Genomic DNA, 24,759 nt, shown 5'->3' on the forward strand with positions numbered 1-24,759 from the left:
TATAATACCATAAAAAACGGACAAAAAGGCTAGGCGTGGATTTTGCTATCTTTGATGAGTATCTTTACTATGAAAGTGTGATAAAGCTTAGGGCTAAAAGCTTTAAAGAGGCAAAAAAGCTTTTTAAAAAGCTTGAAAGCTTAAAGCATAAATACTACTTTTTAGGCTATGTCTCTTATGAATTTTATAAAATTTTAGAAAGTCCTAGCTATGAAAGCGATGAGAATTTGGCGTATTTTGAGGGCTTTGCTAAGAAAAAAAGTCTTAAAGACTTACAAAGCGAGGCTAGATACTACCCAAAGCTTTCAAGGCTAGAATTTAGTCAGTATGAAAAGGCTTTTAAGGCAGTAAAAGAGGCGGTTGCTAAAGGACAGAGCTATCAGCTAAATCTCACACAAGGATTATTATTGCAAACAAATCTTAGCGGCTTTGAGCTTTTTAAAATCCTAGCAAAAGAGCAAAACACGAGATATAAAATGTATCTTAAAAATGAGGATTTACAGATTCTAAGCTTTTCGCCCGAGCTATTTTTTAAAACTAAGAAAAGAAATATCACAACAAAGCCTATGAAAGGCACTATCTCTAAGGGCAAAAACAAAAAAGAGACAAGACAAAATGCTAAATTTTTACAAAACGATGTCAAAAACAGAAGTGAAAATGTGATGATAGTGGATTTGCTTAGAAATGATTTAGCCCATATCGCAAAGGATATAAAGGTAAAAAGGCTTTTTGAGATAGAGAGCTATAAAAGCCTCTTGCAAATGACATCAACTATCAAGGCAAGGCTTTATAAGGGTGTGAGACTTTTTGAGATTTTCGCCGCTCTTTTTCCCTGTGGCTCGGTAACGGGTGCTCCTAAAAAAGAGACGATGAAGCTTATAAAAGCCCTAGAGCAAAGGCATAGGGGGATTTACTGCGGGGCTTTAGGGCTAGTGCATAAGGATAAAAGCATCTTTAGTGTCGCCATTCGCACGCTTTTTAGAAAAGAGGGCGATGAGAATTTTAGATACGGCGTTGGAAGTGGGCTTGTGTGGGATTCTAAGCTAGAAGAGGAGTTTAGGGAGCTAGAGCTAAAGAGTGCTTTTTTAAAGGGGGATTTTCTGCAAAAAGAATTTTATCTTTTTGAGACTATGTATCTAAAAGGTGGGGAAATTTTATTTTTTAAAGAGCATTTAGAAAGGCTCTTAGCTAGTGCTAGGCATTTTAATTTTAAGTGTGATAGGATTTTTAAGGACTTTGCGAGGGTTTTAGAGGCAAAAAGAGAGTATAAAAAGGACTTTGCAAAGGATTTAAAAGAGCTTTGTGAGGGCTTGTTTAGTAAAAAATACGGCTTTTTTGATGAGTTAGATTGTGTAGTTTCAAAGCTACGCCCTTGCGTATCACTCACACAAAATGAATCCGCCCTCACTCCGCCACACTCGCACACACTATCTAAGTCAATTTGCTTAGATTCTCTAGATTCTGCAATATCGCTAGTGGGCTTAGATTCTATAAATTCAAAGCCTGAAAATAAGGCTATCGCAAAGCTTATCCTTAAAAAAGATGGCAGTTATTTTTTTGAATTTAGCCCTTTAAAAAAGACGCAAAATACGCTTTTACTCCTTGCAAATAGTCCTGTATATAAAGATGATTTTAGCTTTCATAAAAGCTCTTGTTCTTTTGCTAAATACCACAAACTTTGGCAGGATAATAAGTGCTTTGACATAGCCCTTTTTGATGAGAAAAAGAGGCTTTTAGAGGGTAGCAGGAGTAATCTCATCGTGCAAAAAGATGGGCTTTTTTACACACCAAGCCTAGAGTGTGGTTTGCTAAATGGGCTTTTAAGGCAGTTTTTACTAAGACTTGGGAGGGTAAAAGAGAGTGTTTTATACAAAAAAGACTTGTTAAAGGCACAAAAGATCTATGCTATAAATTCAGTGCGTGGGCTTGTAGAGCTTGATTTGGAGCAAAAATGAAAGTTTTAGTGCTTGATAATTACGATTCCTTTACTTATAATCTAGTTGCCTTGCTAAAGAGCCTTAAAGCTAGGGTAGAGGTGGTGCAAAGCGATGAATTTACTTTAGCTCAAGACTTAGAAAGTTTTGATTTTTCTCATCTACTCATCGCACCGGGTCCAAATTCTCCAAAGGAAGTGCCGCTGTGCTTGGAGGCGATTTTATATTTTAGACACAAAAGCATACTAGGCGTTTGTCTTGGTTATCAGTGTATCATTGAGGCTTATGGGGGCGAGATAGCTAGACTAGATAGTCCTAAGCACGGCAAAGTAGCCATTATCAGGCACAAAAAACACGGGCTCTTTACAAAAATACCAAAGGAATTTGAGGTGTGTTTGTATCACTCCTTACACGCAAAGTCCCTGCCTAACTGCCTTAAAAGTCTAGCTAAAAGTAAAGAGGGTGTAGAGATGGCATTAGCACATAAGCGGTATAAGACTTTTGGTGTGCAGTTTCACCCAGAAGCTATTTTAAGCACCTATGGCAAAAGACTTTTAAAAAATTGGCTTTTTTTGTAGTGGCTTTAACTCTTTTCTATTTTTTAGCCACGAAAAATAATCGTGGCACTTGTAGTAAAACCTTGCCATCTTTTTGAGGCTTGATTTGTTCTTTTAGTCTTTTTAAAAGCTCATTTGTAAAGCTTTCTTTATCACTTGCAAATTCCAAATACGGACGCAGTCCCGAGCCGCTATACCAGCGGATTATGGATTCTACATTTTCTAGCGGGTGTATGTAGGTGCTCTCCCACAGCACAAAGTCGCTAAAATTTTGCTTTAAAATGTCGTAATACTGCTGCATCATCAAAGATGAAAAGACGCGAATTTTAGAAGAATTTAAGCCAAAATCCCTAGCTAAATTCTGCAAAATTTGATGAAAAACAGACTTGCTATCAAGTGGAATTTGCACGGCTAAAACGCCCTCATTTTCTAACAGCTCTAAGGCTTCTTTGAAAAATCTATCCTGTTCTTTTATCCAGTGTAAGGAGGCGTTTGCAAAAAGCAAATCAAATTTGGAATTTAGACTTAAAAAATCCTTGTTTATATCGCAGAATCTAAACTCACACTTATGAAGTTTTAAAGAATTTGCCCTCTCTAGCATAGATTCTGAATTATCAACGCCAAGCATCTTAGAATCTTTAAAATTTTCTCTTAAAAGCCTTGTGCTATTACCCGGTCCGCAGCCTATGTCAAGGATATTTTCACACTTGCTTAAAAAAGGCTTTGTTTTTTGTATAAGATCCAAAACTGCGACATTTCTCTCACTCTCAAATTCTACATATTTACTGGCGTCCCAAGCCATCTTTTCTCCTTTCATAATGCATTTGTAAATTATAAAAAAAATCCTAAGCAAAATAAAAATATAAAGCAAAAGTGAGCAAAAACAAACAAATTTTTTTACAATTTTTCCCAAATCCCCCTTGAATTAGAGTGGCTCTCATGCTTTATAATGCTTTTTAGAATCTCACAATAGATTCTAATTGCTTTCAAGGAATATGCGATGGAAAAGGTATGTGCATTGCTTTTGCTTTTAGAGGGAATCTTCTATGGCAGGCAGCCGCCCTTTAATAGGCTTGTGTATCTTGGCAAGTTAAGGGGCGATGGCGTGGAGATTCTAAAAACTATCAAGGGCGATTTTAAGGCAAAAATCACAAAATAATTAAGGAAAATATGCACACAACCATCAATGGCAAGGCGGTGGATTAGGAGGCTGTAAGGTTTATTTGTCTTTGTAATGCGTCTTGCAAGCGATGATATAGAGGTTTTCACCCTCTGTATAGTAGATTAGTCTATGCTTATCATTTATCCGCCTTGAGTAAAGCCCCTTTAAATCGCCCTTTAAGGCTAGGTTTGCCAAGCCCTTGTAAGCTACCGTTTCGTTCTATGTCTTTTAGCAGGGTATTGATTTTTTGTAGAATTTTTTTATCATTTTCTTGCCAGTAGCAGTATTGCTCCCAAGTAATATCCCAAAAAACCTTATTCATCGATAAGTTCCTTTACCATACCCTTGCCATTTTTCAAGGCCTCATAACCCGCCTTTAAAATCGCTACATTTTCCTCACTGTAAAAGGCTTCTTCTTCTGGTTCTTTTACACTTTTTTGTCTTTGCACTCTAAACGGTAAGCCTTTTTTTCTAAGGCAGGTTTTTAAAAAGATTCTAACCGCTGTGGTAGTATCAAGTCCTAAGTCAGCAAAAAGCTTATCCGCTTCTTTTTTGAGATTCTCATCTACGCGTATTTGCATTAAGGTATTTGCCATAGTAACTCCTTGTGTAATTATATACAAAAGTATAGCATAAGTATTGTTAGTGTATAAAGTTTTATCTTTGGCACATGCCCTCATCCAACCGCCACCATTTGATTAAGACACATACTTAAGAGCGGCTTAGATTGCCCCTAATCTAGAGGCTTATTTGGCTGCTTGAGATTGTCTATCAAAGGCTCTTTGCACTCTCTCCCCGCTACACAAACCTCTTGCATTTTACACACAAAGCTCACCCTGCGTCTATCCTCTGAAATATGGACAGATTCTATCCTTAGCACTCTATCTCTTGGGAAAAGCAATTCGTATTGCGTAGAAAAGGCGGCAAGCTCTGGCATAGAGACAAACATCGCATCATTTAACCTTGGCACTTTGATGATAAGCTCCACAGGGCGGGTTTGAAACACAGAATCTTTAATCAGTGTGGTAGACATAAAGCCATAGTCTTTGTAATGCTTCCCCATAAGCGTTGAGAGATACCGCTCTGCCGCACCCTCTACAAATTTGCCATTTTTATACACATGCTCAAAGAAAAACTTAGAATCTATAAGCCTTGTGATAAAGCCTAGCTTTTCATAGCGATAGGTTGTAAGATTTTCAAAGATAATGGTTTTTGAAAGAGCAGAATCTAGCTTTTTTACCTTTTCTTTCTGCTCTGATGAGAGTGAATCTAGTGGCTTGCCATCTCTAAGCTTGTCATTTATCATAAAAAAATTCCCAAAGGTATAGTCATAAATGATATCTTTCTCCTCTTTGCTCAGTATCAAGCCTGCATAAAGCCTAGACCACCACTCAATCGCCTCTTTACCGCTGCTAAATTCTCTATAATGCTCCTGCGTGGCGTTTTTTGGGCTTTCTGCAAAGATAAGGGGGCTTTGAAACATAAGGACACACAAAAGACACAATATTTTTTTCATATTAATCTCCCACAATTAAAAAGGTGCTATGAGGATTCAGAGATAGCGCAAAAAAATGGCTAGAAAATTAAGAGAAATTCCCTAAAAAGGCTACTATTAAAACTAGGAGCAAAATCTCTCTAAAAATCTTTTGTATTTTTCTACTCTTTTTGTTAGGGCCTCCTCGCTTATGCCGCCGTCCTCAATAGGCATAGCCTCAAAGGTCGTAAAATGCCCTACATAAGTGCCTCCGATAAATCTAAAAGTTGCTTGAAAAGGAGTGAGTATGGATTCTACACTAAAGCCTATGCGGGAATTGCTTTCAAAAGATTCTTTATGATCGCCAAAGCTCACCGCAAGGGCGAATTTTTTATCTTGCAAGGCAGTGCCGCTGCTACCATAAGCAAAGCCATAGGCAAAAACCTCATCAAGATACTTTTTCAAAAACGGCGGGCAGGAATACCAAAAGATGGGGAATTGAAAGATGATATTAGAATACTCTTTTAAAAGGCTCTGCTCTTTTTCTATGTCAATATCCCAAGTGGGATAAGTGGCGTAAATGTCGTGGATTGTTAGCTTAGAATTTGCCTTAGCTCCCTCGCATAAAGCCTTGTTTATGCGTGAGTTTTTTATATCCGGATGGGCTAGGAGGATTAAAGTTTTGTTTTGCATTGTGTTGTCCTTATCATAAATAAAATGGCGGTAGTCTAGCAAAATTTTGCTAATTTTTCTTCTAAAAGCCCTTGACTTAGAGTAGCTCTAATGCTTTATAATCTTTTTTAAGTTTTTGGATTCTAATTACTCCATTTGACCTTTCTTTTACCGATAAGAGTGCTTTGGCAAACAAAAATTGCCCCTGTTAGATTTAACTTACAATACACAAGAGGTATTGACTAAAAATAAAATATAATATATAATATTATAAAAATTAAAAATGAGGGAATGTATGACTAAAACAATGGCAATGCAAGGCATAGCGACACAATGGGAAGCCAACTACGCACAAAGTGCAGAAAAACATCTCGTACATAAAGCCTTTAATGGTGAGGTTTTTCTCACAGATTCTCATAGAATAGACGAAAGCACCTTTGAGATTGCAGCCTTTTTACCTAGAGCACATACTTATTATAACGATACCCAAGACTCTACAAGGCACGATGTATCTACTCTACTTGAGGTTTTTAGGCAATGTTCTATCTTGGTGGCTCATAAATTTTATGGTGTTGCTCTTAATTCGAAATTTATCTTTGATAGTGCAGATTTTAAAGTGCTGCATAATGAAATCTTGGAAAATTCGCCACAAAGCTATCAATCCATTATAAAGATTACTATTTTACAGGTAAAACATAAAAGAGGAAATAATTATGGCTTACTGCTTGATATGCAGCTTTTCATAGGCTCTAAAAAATATGCCACGAAAATTATGGATATGTCTTGGTTTGCTCCTAAGATGTATGAAAGGCTTAGAGGTGAAATTGCAAATGAAAATTATATACCATTAGACAAGAATGAAATGTCGCCAAAATCTTTAGGGCGAAGCACTATCACAAATGTTGTTATCACACAGTTCTTACAAGAATCACAATATTTTCAAACTACCATAATCCCAAACCAAGCACACCCAGCTTTTTTTGACCACCAGCTTGATCATATTCCAGCTTCTTTATTAGTTGAGGCGATAAGACAAAGTTCTTTATTGGTAATACATAGCCTTTACCATTTAACACCAGCTAATGTATATGTAAGTGGTATCAAGATTGATTTTAAGGCTTTTTGTGGATTATATAATGACAACTTTTGTTTTATTGAAAAAGAGCATTGCATCAAAAATAACAACGATAAAAATTACAGCCACCATAAAAGCAAATCATACAATCTGTGCAGTATCAGAAATTGTATTTACACTTCAGGGATAAACGATGGATACCGCGATTGCAATGATTTGGTTTGATTTTGGAGGGGTTTTATCGCCACCTATTGATAAATTATTTGAAATATATCATAAAAAAAGCGGCATTAAGCCAGAACAGCTTAAAAATGCTATGTCAAATGTAGCACAAACTATGAGTATGCCAATGCTTGCTCCCATAGAAAATGCTGTAATCACACAAGAACAATGGGGGAAGCTTTTGCGTGATTCTTTGCGAAAACTTTATCCAAACCTTGACACATCTAAAGCGAAATTAGAAGCTTTTGGGGAGCAATGGTTTGAAAATATTATGCCAAATGAAACTATGGTTTTGCTCTTTAAACAATTAAAGTTTTTTGGATACAAAGTAGGAATTTTAACAAATAATGTTATTGAGTGGGAATCTCATTGGCGTTCAATGATACAACTTGATGAGTATGTTGATGTCATTGTAGATTCTTGTAAGTTTGGGTGTCGTAAGCCAGATAGAAAAATTTTTGAAATCGCACAAAAACTTACTAACACCAAAGCACAAGAAAATCTTTTAATAGATGATGTGCAAGAAAACTGCGAAGCAGCAAGTAAAATGGGTTGGAAAAGTATCCAATTTATTACTAATAAACAAGTATTTAGCGAAATAACACGGACTTTAAAGTATCCAAAAAATACTTTTATGGATACTTTACCCTATATTACTGACATACCGCAATATGATTGCAAACAGTCTTACAAACTTATATCGCAATGCAAGAATGATAAACCCGAAATTATCGAAATTTTAAGCGGACATCAAGTGTATCACGTCACACAATATGATGATGTAAAAGCCATTCTTAGTAGCAAAGATTGTGTTAGAAAACCCACAAACAAAATTGGTGGAGCTAGCATCTTGCCTACTCTTACGCCTGATGAGCTTTTATTAAATCTTGATGGAGACGAGCACAAAAGAATGAAACAATTTGCTATGAAAGAGTATGCTCTAACAAATTTATCTAGTTGCAAGCAAGATATGCAAGAAATCATTACAAAGCATTTGCTCTCTGTCTCTAAAAGTGAAAAGTTTGATTTATTTGTGGTTTTGGATAGTATTGTCTTAGAGATTAACGCAAAACTTTTAGGGCTTGATTGTAAAGTGTATGAAGCAACCCTAAAGCCATTAAGTAAAACTATCCAATTAGCAGATTCTAAACACACAGATAAGTTGATACAAGATTTTACACAAATGTATGATTTTATCTTAGAATTTTTACAAAACACGCAATCTTTAAAGACAGAAGGTATTATTGCAAAATTTATAAAAAATAAAAATGCTACAAATCCCCATTTAAGCGATAAAGAATTATGTGGTTTATTGCTTGGTTCAATTTTGGGAGGCTATCAAAATGTTCTTACTTTTATTTCAAAAATGCTCTATGCCCTCTTATATTTTCCGCAATTTTGGAATCTACTGCTTATCAAAAGAAATCTTTGTGAGAATATGTTGTGCGAATTTTTACGATTAACAAACTTAGGCACGACCTCTACATTTCCTAGAATCACGACTGCAAACATTAGGCTATCTAAATGCGAGATACCAAAAGATAGCGTGGTGTATGCTGATGTGCTTTTAGCTAATAGAGATCCTTTGGTATTTTTGCTAATCCCACGCAAATCAATCCCTTTAGGCTTAATAATAAGCAACATTTACAGTTTGGCAGAGGAGCTCATAGCTGTATGGGACAGCACTTATTACAACTTGAGAGCTTACTAATCCTAAATGCTATTTTAGACATATTGCCACATATACAGCTAGATTCTAGCATAGCTATTAAATGGGATAGTGGCGTGATATTGCATAGACCACAGAGTATCCCTGTAATCAATCAATCCAAAACACCAAACACATAAAGGAGCAACTTATGCAAACAAAGAAAAATCTTATCTTACTTACCATTCTTTTAGCTGTTTTTGTCGTGCCAAGTGGCATTTCTGGCACTGCCATAGCCCTACCCTATATCGCTAGGGATTTGGGCGATAATCCCACATTATTACAATGGGTTGTTAATGCTTTTAATCTTTTCTTTGCCTGTTTTACGCTTATCTGGGGCAGTCTAAGCGATAGATTTGGTGCAACCAAGGCTTTGAAATTTGGTATAAGTTTATTTTTACTAGGCTCTTTGTTATCTAGTCTTGCAACTTCCTTGGTTTTGCTAGACATCGCTAGAGCAATAGCAGGTATTGGCGGAGCTAGTGTTTTTGCCTGTGGTTCAGCTATTCTTATAAAAAACTTTGAAGAAAAAGAGCGACTTAAAGCCTTTGCGCTTTTTGGCACAACCGCTGGGCTAGGCATTACCTTAGGACCTACTCTAAGCGGACTTTTGATAGATAGTTTTAGTGGCTTAAGTGTAGATTCTACTCCTATCTCATGGCGTGCTATCTTTATTCTACATTTTCTTATCCTAGCTCTTGTGCTACTTTTATCCAAAGTCCTGCCACAAGAAGATTCTAAAGAAAAGCCTAGCAAAACTGCTTTTGATTACAGCGGTGCAAGCCTTTTTGTGCTATGTATCTTTTGCTTTATGCTAAGTATCACAAGGCTTTCAAGCTTAGATTCTATGACTTTAGCAATTTTTCTCATAAGCCTAGTAAGCGCCGTAGCTTTAGTATTGCAACAAAGGCATTTACATAGCTTAGGACGCACTCCTTTACTAGACTTTGCTTTGCTAAAAAACAAAGCCTTTTTTGGCTTTTCTTTGGTGGCTGTTGTTTCTGGTTTTAGCTTTGTGGTTTTGCTAACTTATTTTCCCACATTTTTACAAGTTATTTTTGGCTTTTCAGCCTCTCTTAGCGGTCTTTTTATGCTAAGTTTGACTACGCCTATGCTTTTTTGTCCCTTTTTAGTGGGTAAGCTTTTAGCAAAAGGTATAGATTCTAGATTGCTTGCCCTTGCTATGTCTTTGATGATGAGTGTGGGAATCTTTGCTCTTTTAGCCTCGCTTTTTATTGAGAATGAGGGTGTGAAAATGGCTTGTATGGCACTAAGCCTTTTTATAATCGGCTCTGGTATGGGCTTACACGCAGGAGGCATTGATAATCTTGCTCTTAGTAGCCTAAAGGGGCAAAACACAGGCTTAGGAGCAGGACTACTAAATACCCTAAGATTAGGCAGTGAAAGCATAGGCGTAGCCTTATATGCGTCTTTGATGGTGGTCTTTATCGCTATGGCAAAGCTAACAGATTCTCATACACAAGCCCTAGCAAGTGGGAATCTAGGCTTTGCAAACTCCCAAGTTTTAGCTAAAGAGGTCTTAGTGCATATATACGAGCAAAGCTTTATTTATAGCCTATCAATTTGCGGAATTCTTTGCCTTATCTTAAGCCTTTTTGTGTGGAGGTTGTTAAGAGGGAGGCAAAAAGTGCATTCAAAGAATTTGCTATAATAATATCAAAGATTTTATAGGCAAGGAAAACCAATGCAAATTCCCTCAAGGTTTAGCATAGCCATTCATATTTGTTTGTGCGTAGAGTTTTTTAATGCAGACTCTGAATTTAATAAGCACACAGACAAAAAACACTGCAAAAAGGTAACGGGCGAGGTTTTGGCTGAATCTGTGGGGATTAATAGCGTTATCGTGCGAAATATCCTAGCGCTTTTAAAAAATGCTGGACTTATCTCTATTTTTCGTGGTAGCAATGGTGCAAGGCTTATGAAAAGTGCCACGCAAATAAGCCTTTTAGATATTTTTTATGCGGTAGAATCTACGCCTAAAAGTAAAGATTTTCTAACACTCAAGAAAGAATCTAAAGAAAGCACACACAAAGAGAGTGCTTATACAAAAGAAAAAATAGGCTATACGCTTTTTAGATTTCATACTAATCCCAATTTGCTCTGTCCTTTGGGTAAAAATATCCATAGCCTTTTAGATTCTCATTTTTTAAAGGCTCAAAGGGTTTTAGAAGAGTATTTGCAAAGCGTAAAGCTAAGTGCTTTGCTAGAAGATTTGGATAAGGATAATCTTGTGGGTTAAAGTCTTGATTTGTATCACTTCTGTGGGTTGTAATAACAATACACTGCGGCATAATCAAGTAGATTTTATGCCCCATAGTGCCGCCAAAGATAGAATATCGCCTAAGTGAGCTTGACAAGAGTAGCGCAGATTCTCTGTGTGTCTTTTGCAATGGTATTATGGGCTTTGAGGAGTAATGAGCCTCATAAAAAGTGAGAAAATACCACAAAATAAGCCATAATTTTGCATAATTCATAAAAACGCATTAAAACCTCATTTCCCCCTTGACTGATAGTAGCTCTCATCTTTTATACTATCTTTTTAGAATCTTAAGCTAATCATAGATTTAAAAAAGATTTTCAAGGAGCAAGAATGCAAGATATAGATACAAAGCAAAAAGATTCGCGTAGAATCTTTTTACAAAACACAAGCAAGGTTGTGCTAGGAGCAGCCGCATTAAGTGGCTTTGGTAGTAGCCTTTTTGCCCTAGATTCTAAAGAAGCTAAAGGCAAGAATTTTTCAGATTCTAAAAACAAAGGAGCAAATATGAACACTGTAACACCAAACGCAAAAGCAAATCTACAAAAGCTTTTTGGCAGCACTAATCTACCTAAAGAGGATTTAGAGTTTTTCACAAACTACGCAAATTTCGCATTTGATGAGGTTTTTACGCACTCAAATTTAGATGAAAATGAGAGGCTTTTAATCATCTTAGCCTCCCTTACAGCAGTCCCTGCAAAAGAGGAGTTTGAGACTATGCTAAAGGCAGCGTTAAATGCAAAAGTAAGTCCTATCGCCATAAAAGAGGTGATTTATCAAGCTACGCCTTATGTGGGTATGGCAAAGGTTGCGGACATTTTAAGTATAACAAACAAGGTTTTTAAGCAAAGAGGCATAAAACTCCCTCTAGCAAAGCAAGGCACGACAAATAAAGAAAACAGATATGAAAAGGGTTTGCAAACGCAGGTAGATATTTTTGGTGAGGGTATGAGAAGTGCGATAGACAAAGCCCCTAAGGGACAAAGGCACATAAGGGAGTTTTTAAGTAGCAATTGCTTTGGAGACTACTACACACGCACGGGGCTTGATTTGAAATTTAGAGAATTACTAACCTTTGTGTATCTCATATCTATGGGCGGGCTTGAACCGCAGGTAAAAGCACACATACAAGGAAATGTAAATATGGGCAACGACAGAGACAAACTCATAGCAGTTGTTACAGCCTTAATCCCATACATCGGCTATCCACGCGCTCTTAATGCCCTAAGTGCGATTGATGAGGTGGCGCAGATTCCATAAATCCACCTTTTAATACTTCCTCTCCAAAATCCCCTGTGCCTTTTTAATCATCGGTATATCCACGACATTGCCCTCAAAGCTAAAGGGCTCGCCCTTATGAATCGCCGCTAAGCGCAGCACTTCCTTCGCCCACTGCATTTGCGTGCTGCCCTGCGAAAACACGGCATTGATGATGGCAAGCTGATTGGGATAAAAGGTGAGCGATCCGCCAAAGCCCATAGAATAGGCAGATTCCATATTTGCTTTGAGCCTTGAGTCATCGCGGGTATTGGGGAAAACGCGATTGATAGGCGGCAGGAGATTATGCGTCCTACTAGCTAGTGCCATCTGCACGCGCACGAAATTGAGCATAAAGTCCTTGCCCTCGCCATCGCGCAAGCCCAAATCCAAAATCATATCAAACGCCCCAAAAGCAAGCTGCGCCACACAAGGGTGCGATGCGGTAACATTGAGGTTTTGCACCCCTAGCGCGCTCTCAACGAGCAACAGCAGCGCTATCTCCCCTAGCGCACCAATCACAGATTCTATATGCGCTCTTTGCTCGGCTTTTGGGAGCATTATGCCATAGAGCTGCTCTAAGCCTAATTGCTTCAAAAACGCCATATCATCGGCAAAAAACGCACTTTGCGCGTCGTTAATACGCACGAAAAATTTTGCGCTTGGGTTAGCCTGACAAAACGCCAAAATATTCGCCCTGCCCTCGTTTTTGCGCTCGCTTGGCACAGAATCTTCTAAATCCAAAATGACAGCGTCCGCCTCGCTCCCAAAGGCATTTTCAAACTCCTCCCTGCGCGTCGCAGCAACAAAAAGAAGGCTCTTAGCGCGTGGGAAATCCCGCATAATCGTCTCTCGCATAATCCGTCCTTTGTGGTAAAAATTTGGGCTAGGATTATACAAAATTCCGCATTCAATGCGCTTAAGAAATAAAAATTTTTGGCTTTATCAATCCCCACTCTTAAACAAAGGGCGAGCCTAGATTCTGTGTTTGTGGCATTTGGCTTTTTTAAAAAACTTTGTTTTTAAGACAAGTTTAGATTCAAATGCAAAATACAGAATCCAACCTAGATTCACAAAAGTAAAATATAAATTCTCAAATTTTTACAAAATCTAGCTCCATAGATTCTGAACTTGCCTTACATTCTGCGCTTGGTTTGCCCGGGCATTCTAAGATTTATGAAAGAAATTTTGGCTGCGCCTTGTTGTAAAACAAGGGAGGGGTGAAGTGAGGAAATCCTAGGGGGTAAAGGGGGCTATGCAATCGCAAGCGAGGAGATAAGACTAGAGTATCTATCGAGCAAGTGAGCGACAAACTCCCCGATGTATTGCTCCTTGAGCAAAGCTGTTGTAAGCGTGAGCGAAGCAAAGAGCCAAATGCCCCCACACACAGAATCTAAGCTAATGCGCAGGGCTTGTGGCGGCTTGCCCAAAGCACACGCTAAAGGTGCTGCCCTCGCCTAATTTGCTCTTTAGATTCACACTCGCGTTGTGATAGCCCGCCACAGATTCTACGATGGAGAGTCCTAGCCCCGTGCCGCCTAGCTGCTTGCTGCGCCCCTTATCGACACAGAAAAACCGCTCAAACACGCGCTCTTGCGCATCTTTTGGTATCCCCACGCCACTATCGCGCACCTCTAGCACGACTTTGCCATCGCTTTTTTGGAGCGCGATATGCACTGAACCCTTGGGCTTGTTGTATTTGATAGCGTTGTCACAGAGGTTATACACGAGGTTTTCTATAAGCTCGGCATTGCCCATTATCGCGCAATCCTCTAGCTTGGTGTGGATGCTGATATGCTGCTTTTGGGCGATGAGTTTCAAGCGTTCAAGCACGCTCTGAATGATGGCTTTGAGGCTTAGCTTTTGCATAGGCAGCGTGTGTGTGAGCTCGCGCTGCTCATCGAGGAATGAGAGCTTTAGCACCTCATCGATCATCGCCAAAAGCCGCCCCGCCTCACGCTCGATTTTGCCAACAAATTCTGAAAAATCCTCCTTTGCCACGAGGTTATTGCTCATCATCTCGCTAGCAGCAAGGATTGAGGTGAGCGGGGTTTTGAGCTCGTGGGTTACATTGGCACTAAAATGCCGCTGCAGCATTTGCGCCCTTTTTTTAGCACTTAAATCCCGCACGAGCACCATCATACCCTTAAACTTTTTCTTAGAATAAATCGGACCAAAGAGCAGCTCGCATTCTTTGTGTGCAAACTCTAGTGTCTGGGGCGTGGAACGCTCTGTTTTAAACCTACTGAGCAAAAAAAGTGTTTTTTGCAAAAAAAATGTATCCTTGCTCTCATAGATATTTTGCAAAGCACCTCCTAGATACGCCTGTGCTTTTTTGTTAGCGAGCAGGACTTTGCCCCGTTTATTGAGTAGCAAAAAGCCATCGCTCATATTTTGGGCAAGGAGCAGAATCTGACTTTGCTTTTGTTTGAGGATTTTGAGCTGATTTTTGACAAGTCTGTGCTCGTTTTTGACTTTTTGGACAAAGGGCTTTAGCTCATCATAGGGGATTTTGCTAAGGTTTTCGAGCTTGATAGTGCGCAGGGGCGCGATGATGGAGCGCGTGAGGATCCTAGCAATCACAAAACTTAAAAGCAAACAGCCCAAAAACTCTAGCCCAAAATAGGGCAAAAACTGCACAAACAAATCCTCTATCGTGCTTTTTTCTAACGCGAGACGCAGCACCACCTCATCATCGCCCAAACTCGCCATCGTCGCAAAATAGAGCATATCGTGCTTAAGCGTGTCTGAATAGCGCACGCTCTGGGCTTGTCCGCTTTGGAGCGCACCCTCAATCTCTACGCGCTGGCTATGGTTTTCGCTTCTACTCACATCCGAATGCGTATCATAGAGCACCTCGCCGCTAGGCGCGATAAGCGTGATACGATAGGAGCTAGGGGCACTTTCATAGGTTATGAGTGAATCTAAGTGGGGCTTTAGCGAGGTGGCTTCTTGTCTTAGCATATCAAAGGCTTGGGTTTGGAGGGAAGATTCTAGCACGATGAGCAGCGCGATATTTACCACCACTAGCAGGCTCGCACAGCTAAAAAATATCGCGCTAAAGATTTTTTGTCGCATATTATTCCTTATCGAGCTTGTAGCCCACGCCGCGGATAGTTTTTATCCTCTTGCTCCACTCCCCGAGCTTTTGGCGCAGGGTTTTGATATGCACATCGAGCGTGCGCGTCTGCGTGGTGTAGTGCTGCCCCCACACGACTTCTAGTATCTCCTCGCGGCTAAAGGATCGCTCTTTGTTTTTGAGCAAAAAGCCTAGGAGCTCAAATTCTTTAAGCGTGAGATCGAGCTTTTTGCCTTCCAGCGCCACTTGGTGCTTGGTGAAAGAAAACTCCAGTCCCTCAAAGCATATATCCTCCTCATTGCGCTCTATCCTCCTTAGCATAGCGCGGATTCTCGCGAGTAGCTCCATCACGCCAAAGGGCTTAGTGAGATAGTCATCAGCACCCAAATCCAAGCCCTTGACTTTGTCATACTCGCTGCTTAGTGCCGTGAGCAAAAGCACGGGAATATGGCGCGTTTTGGGACTACTTTTTAGCTGCTTTAGCACTTCAAATCCGCTTGTGCCCGGCAGCATCACATCGAGCACCACGAGACTTGGGGATTGAATCTTGCAGGCTTCAAAAAACGCCTTGGCATTACCAAAGCCGCTAGATTCTATATTTTGGGATTTGAGCGCATAGAGCACAAGCTCGAGGATTGAATCGTCATCTTCTAAGACATAAACCACATTGAATCCTTTCATTAATTTGATGCAAGTTTTTGCTATGGCAAAAACTTGTTACCGCTCGCGGAGAGTGAATCTCCGCTCGCTCCGCTGCGCGAGCATACACAGAATCTAAATGCGAGATTCTGGAATCTTTGGTGTCGCCACATCATTGACACCCCTTGAGCTAGCACCTTTTCTATAAACCCGCCTTAGATTCTATCATTTTAGCAATCACCCAAATTTTCCTTCAATATAATCTTGGGTTTTCTTATCCTTTGCCTTACTAAAGATTTTTTGTGTCTCATCAAACTCTATCATCTCCCCTAGTAGAAAAAACGCCGTCTTATCGGAGATTCTATGCGCTTGCTGCATATTATGCGTAACGATGATGATGGTGTATTCTTTTTTGAGCTTGGCGATGAGCTCCTCGATTTTGAGCGTAGAGATAGGATCGAGTGCGCTTGTGGGCTCGTCCATCAAAATCACTTCGGGATTTATCGCAATCGTGCGCGCGATACACAGCCGCTGCTGCTGCCCACCACTTAGGGAGAGCGCGCTTTTGTGCAGTCTGTCCTTGACATCTTTCCACAGCCCCACATCTTTTAGAGACTCCTCCACGATAGAATCTAGCTTGGCTTTATTTTTCACCCCGTGTGTTTTGGGACCAAAGGTGATATTGTCATAAATGCTCATCGGGAAAGGATTTGGCTTTTGAAACACCATACCCACCTTTTTGCGCAAATCATTAACATCGTATTTTTTATAAATATTATCCCCGCGGAAGAGAATCTTGCCCTTTATCCTGCAGCCTTCCACGAGATCGTTCATACGATTAAGACTCTTAATAAAGGTGCTCTTCCCACAGCCACTAGGACCGATAAAGGCGGTTACATCGCCCTTGTAAATATCCATATTGATATTTTTTAGCGCGTGAAAATCGCCATAGAAAAGATTCATATCCTTGATACTAAAGATAAGCTTTTTATCCATTTGTGCTCCTTATGCTTTTGTGAGTTTTTTGGCGACTATGTTTGAGATGAAATTAATCCCAAGCACGATGAGGATGAGCACCATCGCCGTGCTATAGGCTTCATTGATATGCAAGCCCTCACTAGAGATGATATACATATGCACGCTCAAAGTCCGTCCAGAATCTAGCATACCCGCCACCTTTGCCACGCTCGCGGAGGTATAAAGCAGCGCAGCAGATTCCCCCACGATTTTCCCAATGCTCAAAATCACTCCTGCCAAAATCCCCGGAGCTGCAGCGGGCAGCACGATAGAAAAAATCGTCCTAAGTTTGCCCGCCCCAAGCGCGAAACTCGCCTCGCGATAGCTTAGCGGCACGGCGAGCAATGCCTCTTGAGAGCTGCGCAGGATAAGGGGCAGCACCATAATGCTAAGCGTGAGGCAGCCCGCAATGAGGCTATAGCCTAGCCCAAAGTAAATCACAAACGCCAAATACCCAAAGAGCCCATACACGATAGAGGGAATGCCCACAAGCGTCTCAGCCGCCACGGCGATCACGCCTAAAATCTTAGATTGTTTCTTGCCATATTCATTTAAAAAAATCGCGCCAAAAATCCCTAGAGGCATAGCAATCAGCAGCGAGACAAACACCATCGTGAGCGTGTTGATGATAGCAGGCATCATCGAGACATTTTGTGAGTTATACTCCCACGCGAACAAGTCCAGATTGAGATAGGCAATACCTTTGATAAAAATAAATCCTACCAAAAGCACAAACACCCCAAGCACGCCGACGAGTGAAAGCCGCAGTGCGAGGAATAAGACAAGTGAGATTCTGTCTTTTTTGCGCACTTCCCGCCATAGAGAATCTAGATATTCTTTCATCATCGCCCCCTATGCCTTGTCTTTTTTGAGCAGGTTAAAGCTCACATTGATAAGCAGGATAAACACAAAGAGCACCACGCCATTAGCGATGAGCACATCGCGATGTAAGCCCTCCGAGTAGCCCATCTCCATCACGATATTTGTGGTGAGCGTGCGCACGCCTTCAAGCACGCTGCTAGGGATCTGCGTCTGATTGCCCGCTACCATTATCACTGCCATCGCCTCGCCAATAGCCCTGCCCACGCCCAAAATCACGCTAGCTAGTATCCCTGATTTTGCCGCAGGGAGCATAGCAAAAAACACCGCCCTCTCCGCGCTCGCGCCCAGAGCCAGCGCGCCTTCATAATAGCTCTTTGGCACAGAATCTATTGCCGCCTTAGAGACGAGAATAATCGTAGGAAGCACCATAATGGCGAGGATTATCGCAGCAGCGAGCACGCTTTTGCCCGAAATCCCCCCAAAGGTATGAGAGAGAAATGGCACGATAACCACAAGCCCAAAAAACCCATACACCACGCTAGGAATCGCCCCTAATAACTCCACAGCGGGCAGCAAAAAGCGTGCGATTTTAGGCGGGCAAAACTGCGAGAGATACACCGCACTTAGCACACCCAAAGGCACACCAATAAGGATAGCAAGGGCGGTCACATACAAGCTGCCCACAATCATAGGCAAGATCCCAAAAATCTCTTCAATTGGATACCAATCTAACCCAAAAAGGAAATCAAATGCACCGATTTGGTGGATAGTGGGCAGGGCATTGCTAAATAAAAAGAGGCATATCATCGCCACAGCGAGGATAGAAACCATCGCACAAAAGGCAAAGAGAGTGGCGAAAAACTTCTCTTTGTATTTATAAAAAATGTGTGTCATCGTAGCTCCTTTCTTAGATTCTATGAATTTTTAGGCTTACTTGTGTTATAGGCAAGTGTATCTTTCTTGCGTTTCATACTATGTGTAAAAGCCTCTTGGATTGTGGTTTTATAACTTTCACTAAAGCGACCAGTGGAGTCGCATAGTTTCTCCATATCATAATGACCATCAAAAAGATTGCTAAAATATCCTCGCACAGATAATCCATCTGCCTTGCAGTATTCGCAATATGAGAGCAAATCATATAGGCTTTCCTCACTAAAATCCTTGCAGGCTATATCCTCACAAATATTTTTCCAAAAACCTGTATCGCCATAAGAAAGGTTAAAAAACTCTTCTATTTTTTGATCAAAAAATCGCTTTGCTTTTTCAGCATTAGTTTTGATGATTTCTGCTAAAGTGTTTATGGCGTTTTTACCCATTTGGGTATTGCTAAAAATGGCAGCGAGAAAGGCAATGAGTGCGGCGACAATAATAGCAAGCCACCAAGTAAGAGAGGCGGTAACTATTATGGTTACTACAATGGTTAAAAGCTCAAATATAACAGCCACAACACCTCTATACCACTCTTTTGTGCCTTGATTGTAAGTAAAAGTTATGGCTAGGCTTTCTAGTGTGAAAATCCATTTCGTGAAACCAACTCCTTTGATATTTAGATGTCCAGCTTTTCTTAGCTCATCAATGCCTTGTGTGATAGAGACAAACACACTACTGATAGTCGCCATACCGATGTCTGAACCATTTCCTTTAAAAGATAATCCTGTAATATTGATCTCTAAACTATCCTCTTGTTTGTTTTTGTAGAATGCTACATTTTTATCATAAAAGATACGCGTTTTTGCACTCTCTATCTTTGCTTGCTCTTGTTGATAATATGAAGAATCATTAAATAATGGAAAATCTCCCCAATCTCTCATCAAAACTCCTTTATATACAAATGCTGTATGATTTCTTTGGCATTATGGCATTCTATGCCTTGTTTTTCTAATGCTTCCCGTGTCTTTTCGCGTAATAGGCTAATGAGCTGTTTCTCATCTTGAGATTCTCTATTGTCGGCAAACATATACATTTTTGCATTCCTTGCAAAGATACTATATCTCTTGTGTATGCCATAGATTTTGAGAATCCCAAAGCTCCCTATCTGCCCTCCGCCTATCCCTATGTATGCTCCAAAGCTGCCATACTCATAGAATCTATGGTCATACCAAAGTTTCATACTCATAAATGACACCGATTTGACATACATACCTTTTTGGGTTAGTAGTATTTTGCTATGTGGCTGGAGGAGGAGCATATCAACTATGCGGATAATACACCACAAAAAAACTATGAGTATAAAGGCAAAAATCCCACCCCAAAGAAAGTCGCTTAAAGATACATAATTTGAGGTCACAAAAATCATCTCAAAAAAATACCACCACCAATACACAGCAACAAAAAGGGCGATAGTCAAAGCGGTATTATCCAAAATCTTTACAATGCGATTCCCAAGTGTCTTGGGAAATGTGTAGGCAAACTCATAGATAATCTCATCTTGACTTGGTTTGTTTGTGTTCATCAACACTCCTTATCGTTAAACCTCTAGATTCTAGAAATTCGTCTCTTTGTGTAATCTTTAAATGATTTCAGCGACTTGGCTTGGTTACATACGCTAAGTATGCGCCCTCGCGCTTTTTCTTGCAACCCACTTTTACCCTCTGGGATTTCCTCGCTTCGCTCCAGCATCTCATCTAAAATCTTAGAATGCAAGAGGCAAAGCCAAATATAGAATCTAGAGAAGCATTGTCATTGCGAGTGAAACGAAGCAATCTAGAATCTAAAACAAAAGTTATTTCAGAATCTAGCTTCTTTAAATCTCTTGTCCTACGAATATTTCCTAGATTCTCCACATCTCTTGTTTTATGCGAGAGGGGGGAGGGGCTTGAATGTGCAAGTGTGGGCGAGTGGCAAAGCCACGCGCGCGAAGGTCGCTCCCTCCCCTCTCAACCTCTCCCCACCCCGACGACGCTTCTTACGGGTGCTCCGCACGGGATAATGTTATAGGCAAGCCAAGTGCAGAATCTAGGGTAGATTCAGAATCTAAGAAAGCTTTAGATTCTAGATTCAGAAGTTTAGAATCTAAAGCTGTTTTAGAATCTGCTACTTTCGTAGAATCTCATCAAGGCTTGCCGGGCATTCTAGGATTTGAGATGAATTTTTAGGGTTATCAAGCGAGGGGCGCAGGGATTTACCTTAATCGGTAATGACCAAGCACCGAGCGCAGATTCCCTAAAAAGTCGCTCAAAGCCGAATGCCATAACGGATCAAAGCTCTTCCCATTTTGTGATTTCTCCCATAAAGATTCCTTTCACATGCTCTTTTGAGATATTATCAAGCCCATTGGCTTTATTGACAATCACAGCTAGTCCATCAGTAGCGAGCACTTGCACTTTTAGCCCCTTTTTGACTTCCGATTCTTTAACTTCACGAGAGACCATACCGATATCAGCTATCCCCTCCACGACGGAATTTACCCCCGTAGTAGAATCGGATTGTAAAATCTCGATAGTGGCGTTTGGATTGACACTCTTATAGCTCTCTGCGATTTTTTCCATCAAAGGCGTTACCGAGCTAGAGCCCGCAATCACGAGCTTGCCGCTTGGCTTTTTGGAGCTAAATTTAGAATCTTTATTAGCGATATAGCCCGCCTTTTCTATCACGGCTTTTGCATTCACCGCATAGCCCAAAAAGTCCGTAGCTAGCACAGAATCTTTGCCCTCTTTGGTTACGACATTAAAGGGGCGAGAGATTTTGTAGCTTTTGTTGTTGATATTTTCCACGCTTGGGGCTACTCCATCGACTTTGAGAGCCTTTATTGTATCATTGAGCGAGCCTAGTGAGATATAGCCAATAGCACTCTTAGAGTTGGCTATGCTTGTTATCATCACGCCTGTGGAGTTGGTAACCTCCGCTTTTGTCGTGGTGGCGTCAATCTTTTTGCCCTTGACTTCTTTTTGGATTCCAAAGATCTCTACAAACGCCCCGCGTGTCCCAGATCCCATCTCACGCGAAATAGGGTGGATAGCCTCTGCTAGAAGCGTATTTGCACTAAGGGTTAGTCCCGCAAGTATGCCTAATGCCAATTTTGAAAATGTGTTTTTCATCGTATTCTCCTTGTGATTTGAAATACGAGGGCATTATAAAGGTGCTGTGTAAAATGCATAAGTAGTGATTGTAAAATTTTTGTAAAGTTTGGTGTGTTGCTCCAAAACTATGTAAAAAATCAAAAACACATATTGTATTTTAAAAATTTTGTGATAGAATCTCGCGCTTATTTGTAAAATATAAATGCTTCATCATTTATGTAAGGGGTGTCCCATCATCACATTAGAGCAGATTCAAAAAACCTATCCCAACGGCTTTTGCGCGCTCAAAGGCATCGATTTGGAAGTGCAAGAGGGCGATATAATGGGGATTATCGGCTATTCTGGCGCGGGCAAAAGCACGCTTGTGCGTATCATAAATCGCCTAGAGGAGCCAAGCAGTGGGCGCGTAAATATCGGTGGCGTGGATATGCTACGCCTCACGCCCAAGGAGCTCCAAAAGCAGCGACAAAAAATCGGTATGATCTTTCAGCACTTCAATCTCCTAAGCGCGCGCGATGTGTTTGGCAATGTCGCCTTTGCACTAGAGATTGCCAAATGGAGCAAAAGCGATATAAAAGCGCGCGTGCTAGAGCTTTTAGAGCTTGTGGGGCTAAAGGAAAAGGCACATTTTTATCCAAGCCAGCTTAGCGGGGGGCAAAAGCAGCGCGTGGCGATCGCTAGGGCATTAGCCAATCATCCAAAGATTCTGCTATGTGATGAAGCCACAAGCGCGCTAGATACCAAAACGACAAAATCCATCCTAGCCCTGCTAAAAGAGCTCCAATCCAAGCTCTCGCTCACCATCGTGCTCATCACGCACCAAATCGAAGTCGTGCAGCAGATTTGCAACAAAGTCTGTGTGATTAGCGAGGGGGCAATAGTCGAGCGGGGCAATGTGGAGGAGGTGTTTGCCAATCCCAAACAAGAGATTACCAAAGAGCTCATCTCCTTTTTGCCTAAAGATGAGCGTGAAGTCGTGGCGCATTTGGCAGATTCTCATAATGTCTATCGTATCATTTTCACAGGACCAAATGCCCAAAATCCGCTCATCAGCCAAGCGATTAAAAAATTTGGTATCGATGTGAATATTTTAAGCGGCTCTATCGAGGAATTTAACGCCAAGGAAGTGGGGCATTTAGTCGTGAAGTTTTTGGGTGTCAGCGAGGATATCACGCGCGCACTAGAGTGGCTCCAAGCCCAAGGCGTAACGCTCCAAACAATGGCAGATTAAAGGAATAGAAAATGAAAGAATTTTTGCGCGCAGGCGATAGAATCTTTGAGGATATTTTGCACGCGCTTTTTGGCAATGATTTGCTCTTTTTGCTGATGAAAGGCTTGTTTGAAACAATCTATATGGTTGGCTTTTCTATCGTGTTTGCCGTGATTTTTGGCTTGCCCCTTGGGGTGCTACTCACGCTCACGCGCGCAGATTCTATCAAGCCTATGCCACTGCTTAATAAGACACTAGGCTGGGTGGTTAATACGATTCGCTCCTTTCCCTTTATGGTGCTCATCATCGCGCTATTGCCCATTTTCCGCTATCTCATTGGTATCAGCACGGGCTCATCGGCAGCGATCATCGCCCTTAGCATCGCAGCGATCCCCTTCATCGCGCGGCTTTTTGAGGGCGCGCTGCTAGAGGTGTCAAAGGACTTGGTAGAAGCCACGCAGAGTATGGGCGCAAACACTTGGACGATTATCAAAATGATGCTTAGTGAATCTAAGCCCGCGCTTGTCAATGCCGTGGTGATCACTTCTGTGAGCCTTGTGGGGTATTCTGCGATGGCTGGGATCGTGGGCGGGGGCGGACTTGGGGATTTGGCCTATCGCTTGGGCTTTAATTCTTTTAGAGAAGATGTGCTCATCTATGCAGTGCTCATCACGATGGTGCTCGTGCAAGCGGTGCAAAGCAGCGGCGATCTCATCGTCAAAGCCCTAAGAAAGCATAGATAGAATCTAAATAAGGAGAGTGTATGCGATATGTAGTAAGCATTGTAATGCTAAGTGTGGCGTTGTTTTTGGCTGCGTGTGGAGAGAGTGGGGGCAATGCTAAGGCTGAATCTAGCGCGCCAGATTCTATAGATTCTAAAAGCACACAAACAACGCTTGTCGTGGGGGCTACGCCCGTGCCAGCTTCCGAGATTTTGGAGTTTGCCAAGCCCTTGCTAGCCAAGCAGGGCGTGGAACTGCGCGTGCAGGTTTTCACAGATTATGTGATGCCTGATGTCGCGCTTGATGATAGGAGCAATGACGCTAATCTCTATCAGCACAAGCCCTATATGGAGGCGCAAAACGCCCAAAGGGGCTTTAATCTCGTGTCCCTAGCGCCCGTGTATGTCGTGCCGCTTGGGTTTTATTCTAAAAAATACGCGAGTGTTGATGAGATCCCAAATGGTGCGGATATCGCCCTGCCTTCAGATAGCTCAAACCTCGCGCGCGCGCTTATCCTGCTACACGATTTTGGCGTGATTAAGCTAAAAGATCCTAGTAATCTTGCCGCGACTATAGAATCTGATATTTTAGAAAATCCCAAAAATCTGCGCTTTAAGCCCATAGAGGCGGCGGCACTGCCTAGGGCGTTGCCCACGCTTGATGGCGCGGTGATAAATGCCAACTACGCCCTGCAAGCTGGAATGAGCATAAAGGAGGCGTTTTTCCACGAAAATGAGAAATCTGAATATGTCAATGTGCTCGTCGCACGCGAGGACAACAAGGACGATGAGCGTATCGCTAAGCTCAAAGAGGTGCTGCTAAGCAAAGAGGTGGCGGACTTTATCTTAGAAAAATACAAGGGCGAGATAATCCCTGTGAGTGCCAAATAAAACAATAAAGAAAACAAAGGAG

The 24,759-nt window shown here is 41.2% G+C and carries 28 protein-coding genes; 12 read left to right on the plus strand and 16 right to left on the minus strand.

The features are described from left to right. Nucleotides 1–35 precede the first annotated feature (35 nt). The gene (locus ACH2BK_RS02835; RefSeq protein WP_395002007.1) at nucleotides 36–1,955 is read left to right on the plus strand and encodes a chorismate-binding protein; all 1,920 of its coding nucleotides are present in this window, start codon (nucleotides 36–38) and stop codon (nucleotides 1,953–1,955) included. Next, nucleotides 1,952–2,512, plus strand: coding sequence for an anthranilate synthase component II (locus ACH2BK_RS02840; RefSeq protein ID WP_395002008.1), 561 nt, complete (start codon nucleotides 1,952–1,954; stop codon nucleotides 2,510–2,512). The genes ACH2BK_RS02835 and ACH2BK_RS02840 overlap by 4 nt, the downstream gene beginning before the upstream one ends. Before the next feature lie 16 nt (nucleotides 2,513–2,528). Here the strand turns inward: ACH2BK_RS02840 and ACH2BK_RS02845 are convergent, their stop codons facing one another. Beyond that, entirely contained in the window at nucleotides 2,529–3,293 is a 765-nt protein-coding gene (locus tag ACH2BK_RS02845; RefSeq protein WP_395002009.1) for a methyltransferase domain-containing protein, read from the minus strand. A 198-nt stretch (nucleotides 3,294–3,491) separates the two neighbouring features. On the opposite strand from ACH2BK_RS02845, the gene ACH2BK_RS02850 reads away from it, so the two are divergent. After that, nucleotides 3,492–3,650, plus strand: coding sequence for a hypothetical protein (locus tag ACH2BK_RS02850; protein WP_395002010.1), 159 nt, complete (start codon nucleotides 3,492–3,494; stop codon nucleotides 3,648–3,650). A gap of 60 nt (nucleotides 3,651–3,710) precedes the next feature. Here the strand turns inward: ACH2BK_RS02850 and ACH2BK_RS02855 are convergent, their stop codons facing one another. The 5 genes from ACH2BK_RS02855 to ACH2BK_RS02875 all read right to left on the minus strand — a co-directional run bounded on the left by ACH2BK_RS02855 (nucleotide 3,711) and on the right by ACH2BK_RS02875 (nucleotide 5,820). Then, nucleotides 3,711–3,848 carry a type II toxin-antitoxin system YoeB family toxin gene (locus tag ACH2BK_RS02855; protein WP_395002012.1) on the minus strand — a complete coding sequence of 46 codons (138 nt, stop codon included), beginning with the start codon at nucleotides 3,846–3,848 and terminating at the stop codon, nucleotides 3,711–3,713. Further along, on the minus strand, nucleotides 3,790–3,975 hold the full coding sequence (locus tag ACH2BK_RS02860; protein WP_395002013.1) for a type II toxin-antitoxin system YoeB family toxin: 186 nt from the start codon (nucleotides 3,973–3,975) through the stop codon (nucleotides 3,790–3,792). The genes ACH2BK_RS02855 and ACH2BK_RS02860 overlap by 59 nt, the downstream gene beginning before the upstream one ends. After that, a complete protein-coding gene (locus ACH2BK_RS02865) occupies nucleotides 3,968–4,249 on the minus strand; it encodes a type II toxin-antitoxin system RelB/DinJ family antitoxin (protein WP_395002014.1) in 282 nt (93 codons plus the stop codon). Before ACH2BK_RS02865 ends, ACH2BK_RS02860 begins: the two co-directional genes overlap by 8 nt. Nucleotides 4,250–4,386: 137 nt before the next feature. Next, complete coding sequence (locus ACH2BK_RS02870) at nucleotides 4,387–5,169, minus strand: ADP-ribosyltransferase (protein WP_395002015.1); 783 nt, start codon at nucleotides 5,167–5,169, stop codon at nucleotides 4,387–4,389. Nucleotides 5,170–5,271: 102 nt separating this feature from the next. Then, nucleotides 5,272–5,820, minus strand: a complete 549-nt coding sequence (locus ACH2BK_RS02875; RefSeq protein ID WP_395002017.1) for an NAD(P)H-dependent oxidoreductase — start codon at nucleotides 5,818–5,820, stop codon at nucleotides 5,272–5,274. Nucleotides 5,821–6,094: 274 nt separating this feature from the next. Between ACH2BK_RS02875 and ACH2BK_RS02880 the strand changes: the two genes are divergently transcribed. From ACH2BK_RS02880 to ACH2BK_RS02900, 5 genes are all read left to right on the plus strand, one after another. Then, nucleotides 6,095–7,099 (plus strand): AfsA-related hotdog domain-containing protein, encoded by a 1,005-nt coding sequence (locus tag ACH2BK_RS02880; RefSeq protein ID WP_395002018.1) that lies wholly within the window; start codon nucleotides 6,095–6,097, stop codon nucleotides 7,097–7,099. Continuing rightward, the gene (locus tag ACH2BK_RS02885; protein ID WP_395002020.1) at nucleotides 7,068–8,807 is read left to right on the plus strand and encodes an HAD-IA family hydrolase; all 1,740 of its coding nucleotides are present in this window, start codon (nucleotides 7,068–7,070) and stop codon (nucleotides 8,805–8,807) included. The genes ACH2BK_RS02880 and ACH2BK_RS02885 overlap by 32 nt, the downstream gene beginning before the upstream one ends. Before the next feature lie 148 nt (nucleotides 8,808–8,955). Further along, nucleotides 8,956–10,476: an MFS transporter gene (locus tag ACH2BK_RS02890; RefSeq protein ID WP_395002021.1), complete on the plus strand. Its 1,521-nt coding sequence runs from the start codon at nucleotides 8,956–8,958 to the stop codon at nucleotides 10,474–10,476. Between the two features lie 33 nt (nucleotides 10,477–10,509). Next, the gene (locus ACH2BK_RS02895) at nucleotides 10,510–11,064 is read left to right on the plus strand and encodes an Rrf2 family transcriptional regulator (RefSeq protein ID WP_395002022.1); all 555 of its coding nucleotides are present in this window, start codon (nucleotides 10,510–10,512) and stop codon (nucleotides 11,062–11,064) included. A gap of 525 nt (nucleotides 11,065–11,589) precedes the next feature. After that, nucleotides 11,590–12,342 carry a carboxymuconolactone decarboxylase family protein gene (locus ACH2BK_RS02900; protein ID WP_395002079.1) on the plus strand — a complete coding sequence of 251 codons (753 nt, stop codon included), beginning with the start codon at nucleotides 11,590–11,592 and terminating at the stop codon, nucleotides 12,340–12,342. Nucleotides 12,343–12,351: 9 nt separating this feature from the next. Here the strand turns inward: ACH2BK_RS02900 and ACH2BK_RS02905 are convergent, their stop codons facing one another. The 9 genes from ACH2BK_RS02905 to ACH2BK_RS02945 form a co-directional block, all read right to left on the minus strand. Further along, entirely contained in the window at nucleotides 12,352–13,197 is an 846-nt protein-coding gene (locus tag ACH2BK_RS02905) for an HpcH/HpaI aldolase/citrate lyase family protein (protein WP_394997861.1), read from the minus strand. A gap of 395 nt (nucleotides 13,198–13,592) precedes the next feature. Continuing rightward, nucleotides 13,593–13,769, minus strand: a complete 177-nt coding sequence (locus tag ACH2BK_RS02910) for a hypothetical protein (protein WP_395002023.1) — start codon at nucleotides 13,767–13,769, stop codon at nucleotides 13,593–13,595. After that, a complete protein-coding gene (locus tag ACH2BK_RS02915) occupies nucleotides 13,738–15,417 on the minus strand; it encodes an ATP-binding protein (RefSeq protein ID WP_395002025.1) in 1,680 nt (559 codons plus the stop codon). The genes ACH2BK_RS02910 and ACH2BK_RS02915 overlap by 32 nt, the downstream gene beginning before the upstream one ends. A gap of 1 nt (nucleotide 15,418) precedes the next feature. Beyond that, nucleotides 15,419–16,084, minus strand: a complete 666-nt coding sequence (locus ACH2BK_RS02920) for a response regulator transcription factor (RefSeq protein WP_395002026.1) — start codon at nucleotides 16,082–16,084, stop codon at nucleotides 15,419–15,421. Nucleotides 16,085–16,294: 210 nt separating this feature from the next. Continuing rightward, entirely contained in the window at nucleotides 16,295–17,053 is a 759-nt protein-coding gene (gene pstB / locus ACH2BK_RS02925) for a phosphate ABC transporter ATP-binding protein PstB (protein ID WP_394997871.1), read from the minus strand. A 9-nt stretch (nucleotides 17,054–17,062) separates the two neighbouring features. Beyond that, on the minus strand, nucleotides 17,063–17,920 hold the full coding sequence (gene pstA / locus ACH2BK_RS02930) for a phosphate ABC transporter permease PstA (protein ID WP_394997873.1): 858 nt from the start codon (nucleotides 17,918–17,920) through the stop codon (nucleotides 17,063–17,065). Nucleotides 17,921–17,926: 6 nt separating this feature from the next. Next, a complete protein-coding gene (pstC, locus tag ACH2BK_RS02935; RefSeq protein WP_395002027.1) occupies nucleotides 17,927–18,790 on the minus strand; it encodes a phosphate ABC transporter permease subunit PstC in 864 nt (287 codons plus the stop codon). A 20-nt stretch (nucleotides 18,791–18,810) separates the two neighbouring features. After that, entirely contained in the window at nucleotides 18,811–19,707 is an 897-nt protein-coding gene (locus tag ACH2BK_RS02940) for a hypothetical protein (RefSeq protein WP_395002028.1), read from the minus strand. After that, nucleotides 19,707–20,348, minus strand: a complete 642-nt coding sequence (locus ACH2BK_RS02945) for a hypothetical protein (RefSeq protein WP_395002029.1) — start codon at nucleotides 20,346–20,348, stop codon at nucleotides 19,707–19,709. The genes ACH2BK_RS02940 and ACH2BK_RS02945 overlap by 1 nt, the downstream gene beginning before the upstream one ends. A 367-nt stretch (nucleotides 20,349–20,715) precedes the next feature. Here ACH2BK_RS02945 and ACH2BK_RS02950 point away from each other — a divergent pair, with 367 nt between their 5' ends. Beyond that, nucleotides 20,716–20,991 carry a hypothetical protein gene (locus ACH2BK_RS02950; RefSeq protein WP_395002030.1) on the plus strand — a complete coding sequence of 92 codons (276 nt, stop codon included), beginning with the start codon at nucleotides 20,716–20,718 and terminating at the stop codon, nucleotides 20,989–20,991. A 102-nt stretch (nucleotides 20,992–21,093) separates the two neighbouring features. Here the strand turns inward: ACH2BK_RS02950 and ACH2BK_RS02955 are convergent, their stop codons facing one another. Beyond that, nucleotides 21,094–21,933: a substrate-binding domain-containing protein gene (locus ACH2BK_RS02955; protein WP_395002031.1), complete on the minus strand. Its 840-nt coding sequence runs from the start codon at nucleotides 21,931–21,933 to the stop codon at nucleotides 21,094–21,096. Nucleotides 21,934–22,117: 184 nt separating this feature from the next. Between ACH2BK_RS02955 and ACH2BK_RS02960 the strand changes: the two genes are divergently transcribed. From ACH2BK_RS02960 to ACH2BK_RS02970, 3 genes are read left to right on the plus strand one after another with little or no spacing between them, the layout of a single operon-like run. Beyond that, nucleotides 22,118–23,146, plus strand: coding sequence for a methionine ABC transporter ATP-binding protein (locus tag ACH2BK_RS02960; protein WP_395002032.1), 1,029 nt, complete (start codon nucleotides 22,118–22,120; stop codon nucleotides 23,144–23,146). Between the two features lie 11 nt (nucleotides 23,147–23,157). Continuing rightward, entirely contained in the window at nucleotides 23,158–23,868 is a 711-nt protein-coding gene (locus ACH2BK_RS02965; protein WP_395002033.1) for a methionine ABC transporter permease, read from the plus strand. A 20-nt stretch (nucleotides 23,869–23,888) separates the two neighbouring features. Further along, a complete protein-coding gene (locus tag ACH2BK_RS02970; protein ID WP_395002034.1) occupies nucleotides 23,889–24,737 on the plus strand; it encodes a MetQ/NlpA family ABC transporter substrate-binding protein in 849 nt (282 codons plus the stop codon). Nucleotides 24,738–24,759 lie beyond the last annotated feature (22 nt).

Source organism: uncultured Helicobacter sp., from assembly GCF_949282165.1.
Classification (GTDB): Bacteria; Campylobacterota; Campylobacteria; order Campylobacterales; family Helicobacteraceae; genus Helicobacter_F.

Coding starts and splice junctions, on each gene's coding strand:
- ACH2BK_RS02840 (WP_395002008.1), top strand. CDS start 1,952: ATGAAAGTTTTAGTGCTTGATAATTACGATTCCTTTACTTATAATCTA.
- ACH2BK_RS02845 (WP_395002009.1), bottom strand. CDS start 3,293: ATGGCTTGGGACGCCAGTAAATATGTAGAATTTGAGAGTGAGAGAAAT.
- ACH2BK_RS02850 (WP_395002010.1), top strand. CDS start 3,492: ATGGAAAAGGTATGTGCATTGCTTTTGCTTTTAGAGGGAATCTTCTAT.
- ACH2BK_RS02860 (WP_395002013.1), bottom strand. CDS start 3,975: ATGAATAAGGTTTTTTGGGATATTACTTGGGAGCAATACTGCTACTGG.
- ACH2BK_RS02865 (WP_395002014.1), bottom strand. CDS start 4,249: ATGGCAAATACCTTAATGCAAATACGCGTAGATGAGAATCTCAAAAAA.
- ACH2BK_RS02870 (WP_395002015.1), bottom strand. CDS start 5,169: ATGAAAAAAATATTGTGTCTTTTGTGTGTCCTTATGTTTCAAAGCCCC.
- ACH2BK_RS02875 (WP_395002017.1), bottom strand. CDS start 5,820: ATGCAAAACAAAACTTTAATCCTCCTAGCCCATCCGGATATAAAAAAC.
- ACH2BK_RS02880 (WP_395002018.1), top strand. CDS start 6,095: ATGACTAAAACAATGGCAATGCAAGGCATAGCGACACAATGGGAAGCC.
- ACH2BK_RS02885 (WP_395002020.1), top strand. CDS start 7,068: ATGGATACCGCGATTGCAATGATTTGGTTTGATTTTGGAGGGGTTTTA.
- ACH2BK_RS02890 (WP_395002021.1), top strand. CDS start 8,956: ATGCAAACAAAGAAAAATCTTATCTTACTTACCATTCTTTTAGCTGTT.
- ACH2BK_RS02895 (WP_395002022.1), top strand. CDS start 10,510: ATGCAAATTCCCTCAAGGTTTAGCATAGCCATTCATATTTGTTTGTGC.
- ACH2BK_RS02900 (WP_395002079.1), top strand. CDS start 11,590: ATGAACACTGTAACACCAAACGCAAAAGCAAATCTACAAAAGCTTTTT.
- ACH2BK_RS02905 (WP_394997861.1), bottom strand. CDS start 13,197: ATGCGAGAGACGATTATGCGGGATTTCCCACGCGCTAAGAGCCTTCTT.
- ACH2BK_RS02915 (WP_395002025.1), bottom strand. CDS start 15,417: ATGCGACAAAAAATCTTTAGCGCGATATTTTTTAGCTGTGCGAGCCTG.
- pstB (WP_394997871.1), bottom strand. CDS start 17,053: ATGGATAAAAAGCTTATCTTTAGTATCAAGGATATGAATCTTTTCTAT.
- pstA (WP_394997873.1), bottom strand. CDS start 17,920: ATGATGAAAGAATATCTAGATTCTCTATGGCGGGAAGTGCGCAAAAAA.
- pstC (WP_395002027.1), bottom strand. CDS start 18,790: ATGACACACATTTTTTATAAATACAAAGAGAAGTTTTTCGCCACTCTC.
- ACH2BK_RS02940 (WP_395002028.1), bottom strand. CDS start 19,707: ATGAGAGATTGGGGAGATTTTCCATTATTTAATGATTCTTCATATTAT.
- ACH2BK_RS02945 (WP_395002029.1), bottom strand. CDS start 20,348: ATGAACACAAACAAACCAAGTCAAGATGAGATTATCTATGAGTTTGCC.
- ACH2BK_RS02950 (WP_395002030.1), top strand. CDS start 20,716: ATGTGCAAGTGTGGGCGAGTGGCAAAGCCACGCGCGCGAAGGTCGCTC.
- ACH2BK_RS02955 (WP_395002031.1), bottom strand. CDS start 21,933: ATGAAAAACACATTTTCAAAATTGGCATTAGGCATACTTGCGGGACTA.
- ACH2BK_RS02960 (WP_395002032.1), top strand. CDS start 22,118: ATGCTTCATCATTTATGTAAGGGGTGTCCCATCATCACATTAGAGCAG.
- ACH2BK_RS02965 (WP_395002033.1), top strand. CDS start 23,158: ATGAAAGAATTTTTGCGCGCAGGCGATAGAATCTTTGAGGATATTTTG.
- ACH2BK_RS02970 (WP_395002034.1), top strand. CDS start 23,889: ATGCGATATGTAGTAAGCATTGTAATGCTAAGTGTGGCGTTGTTTTTG.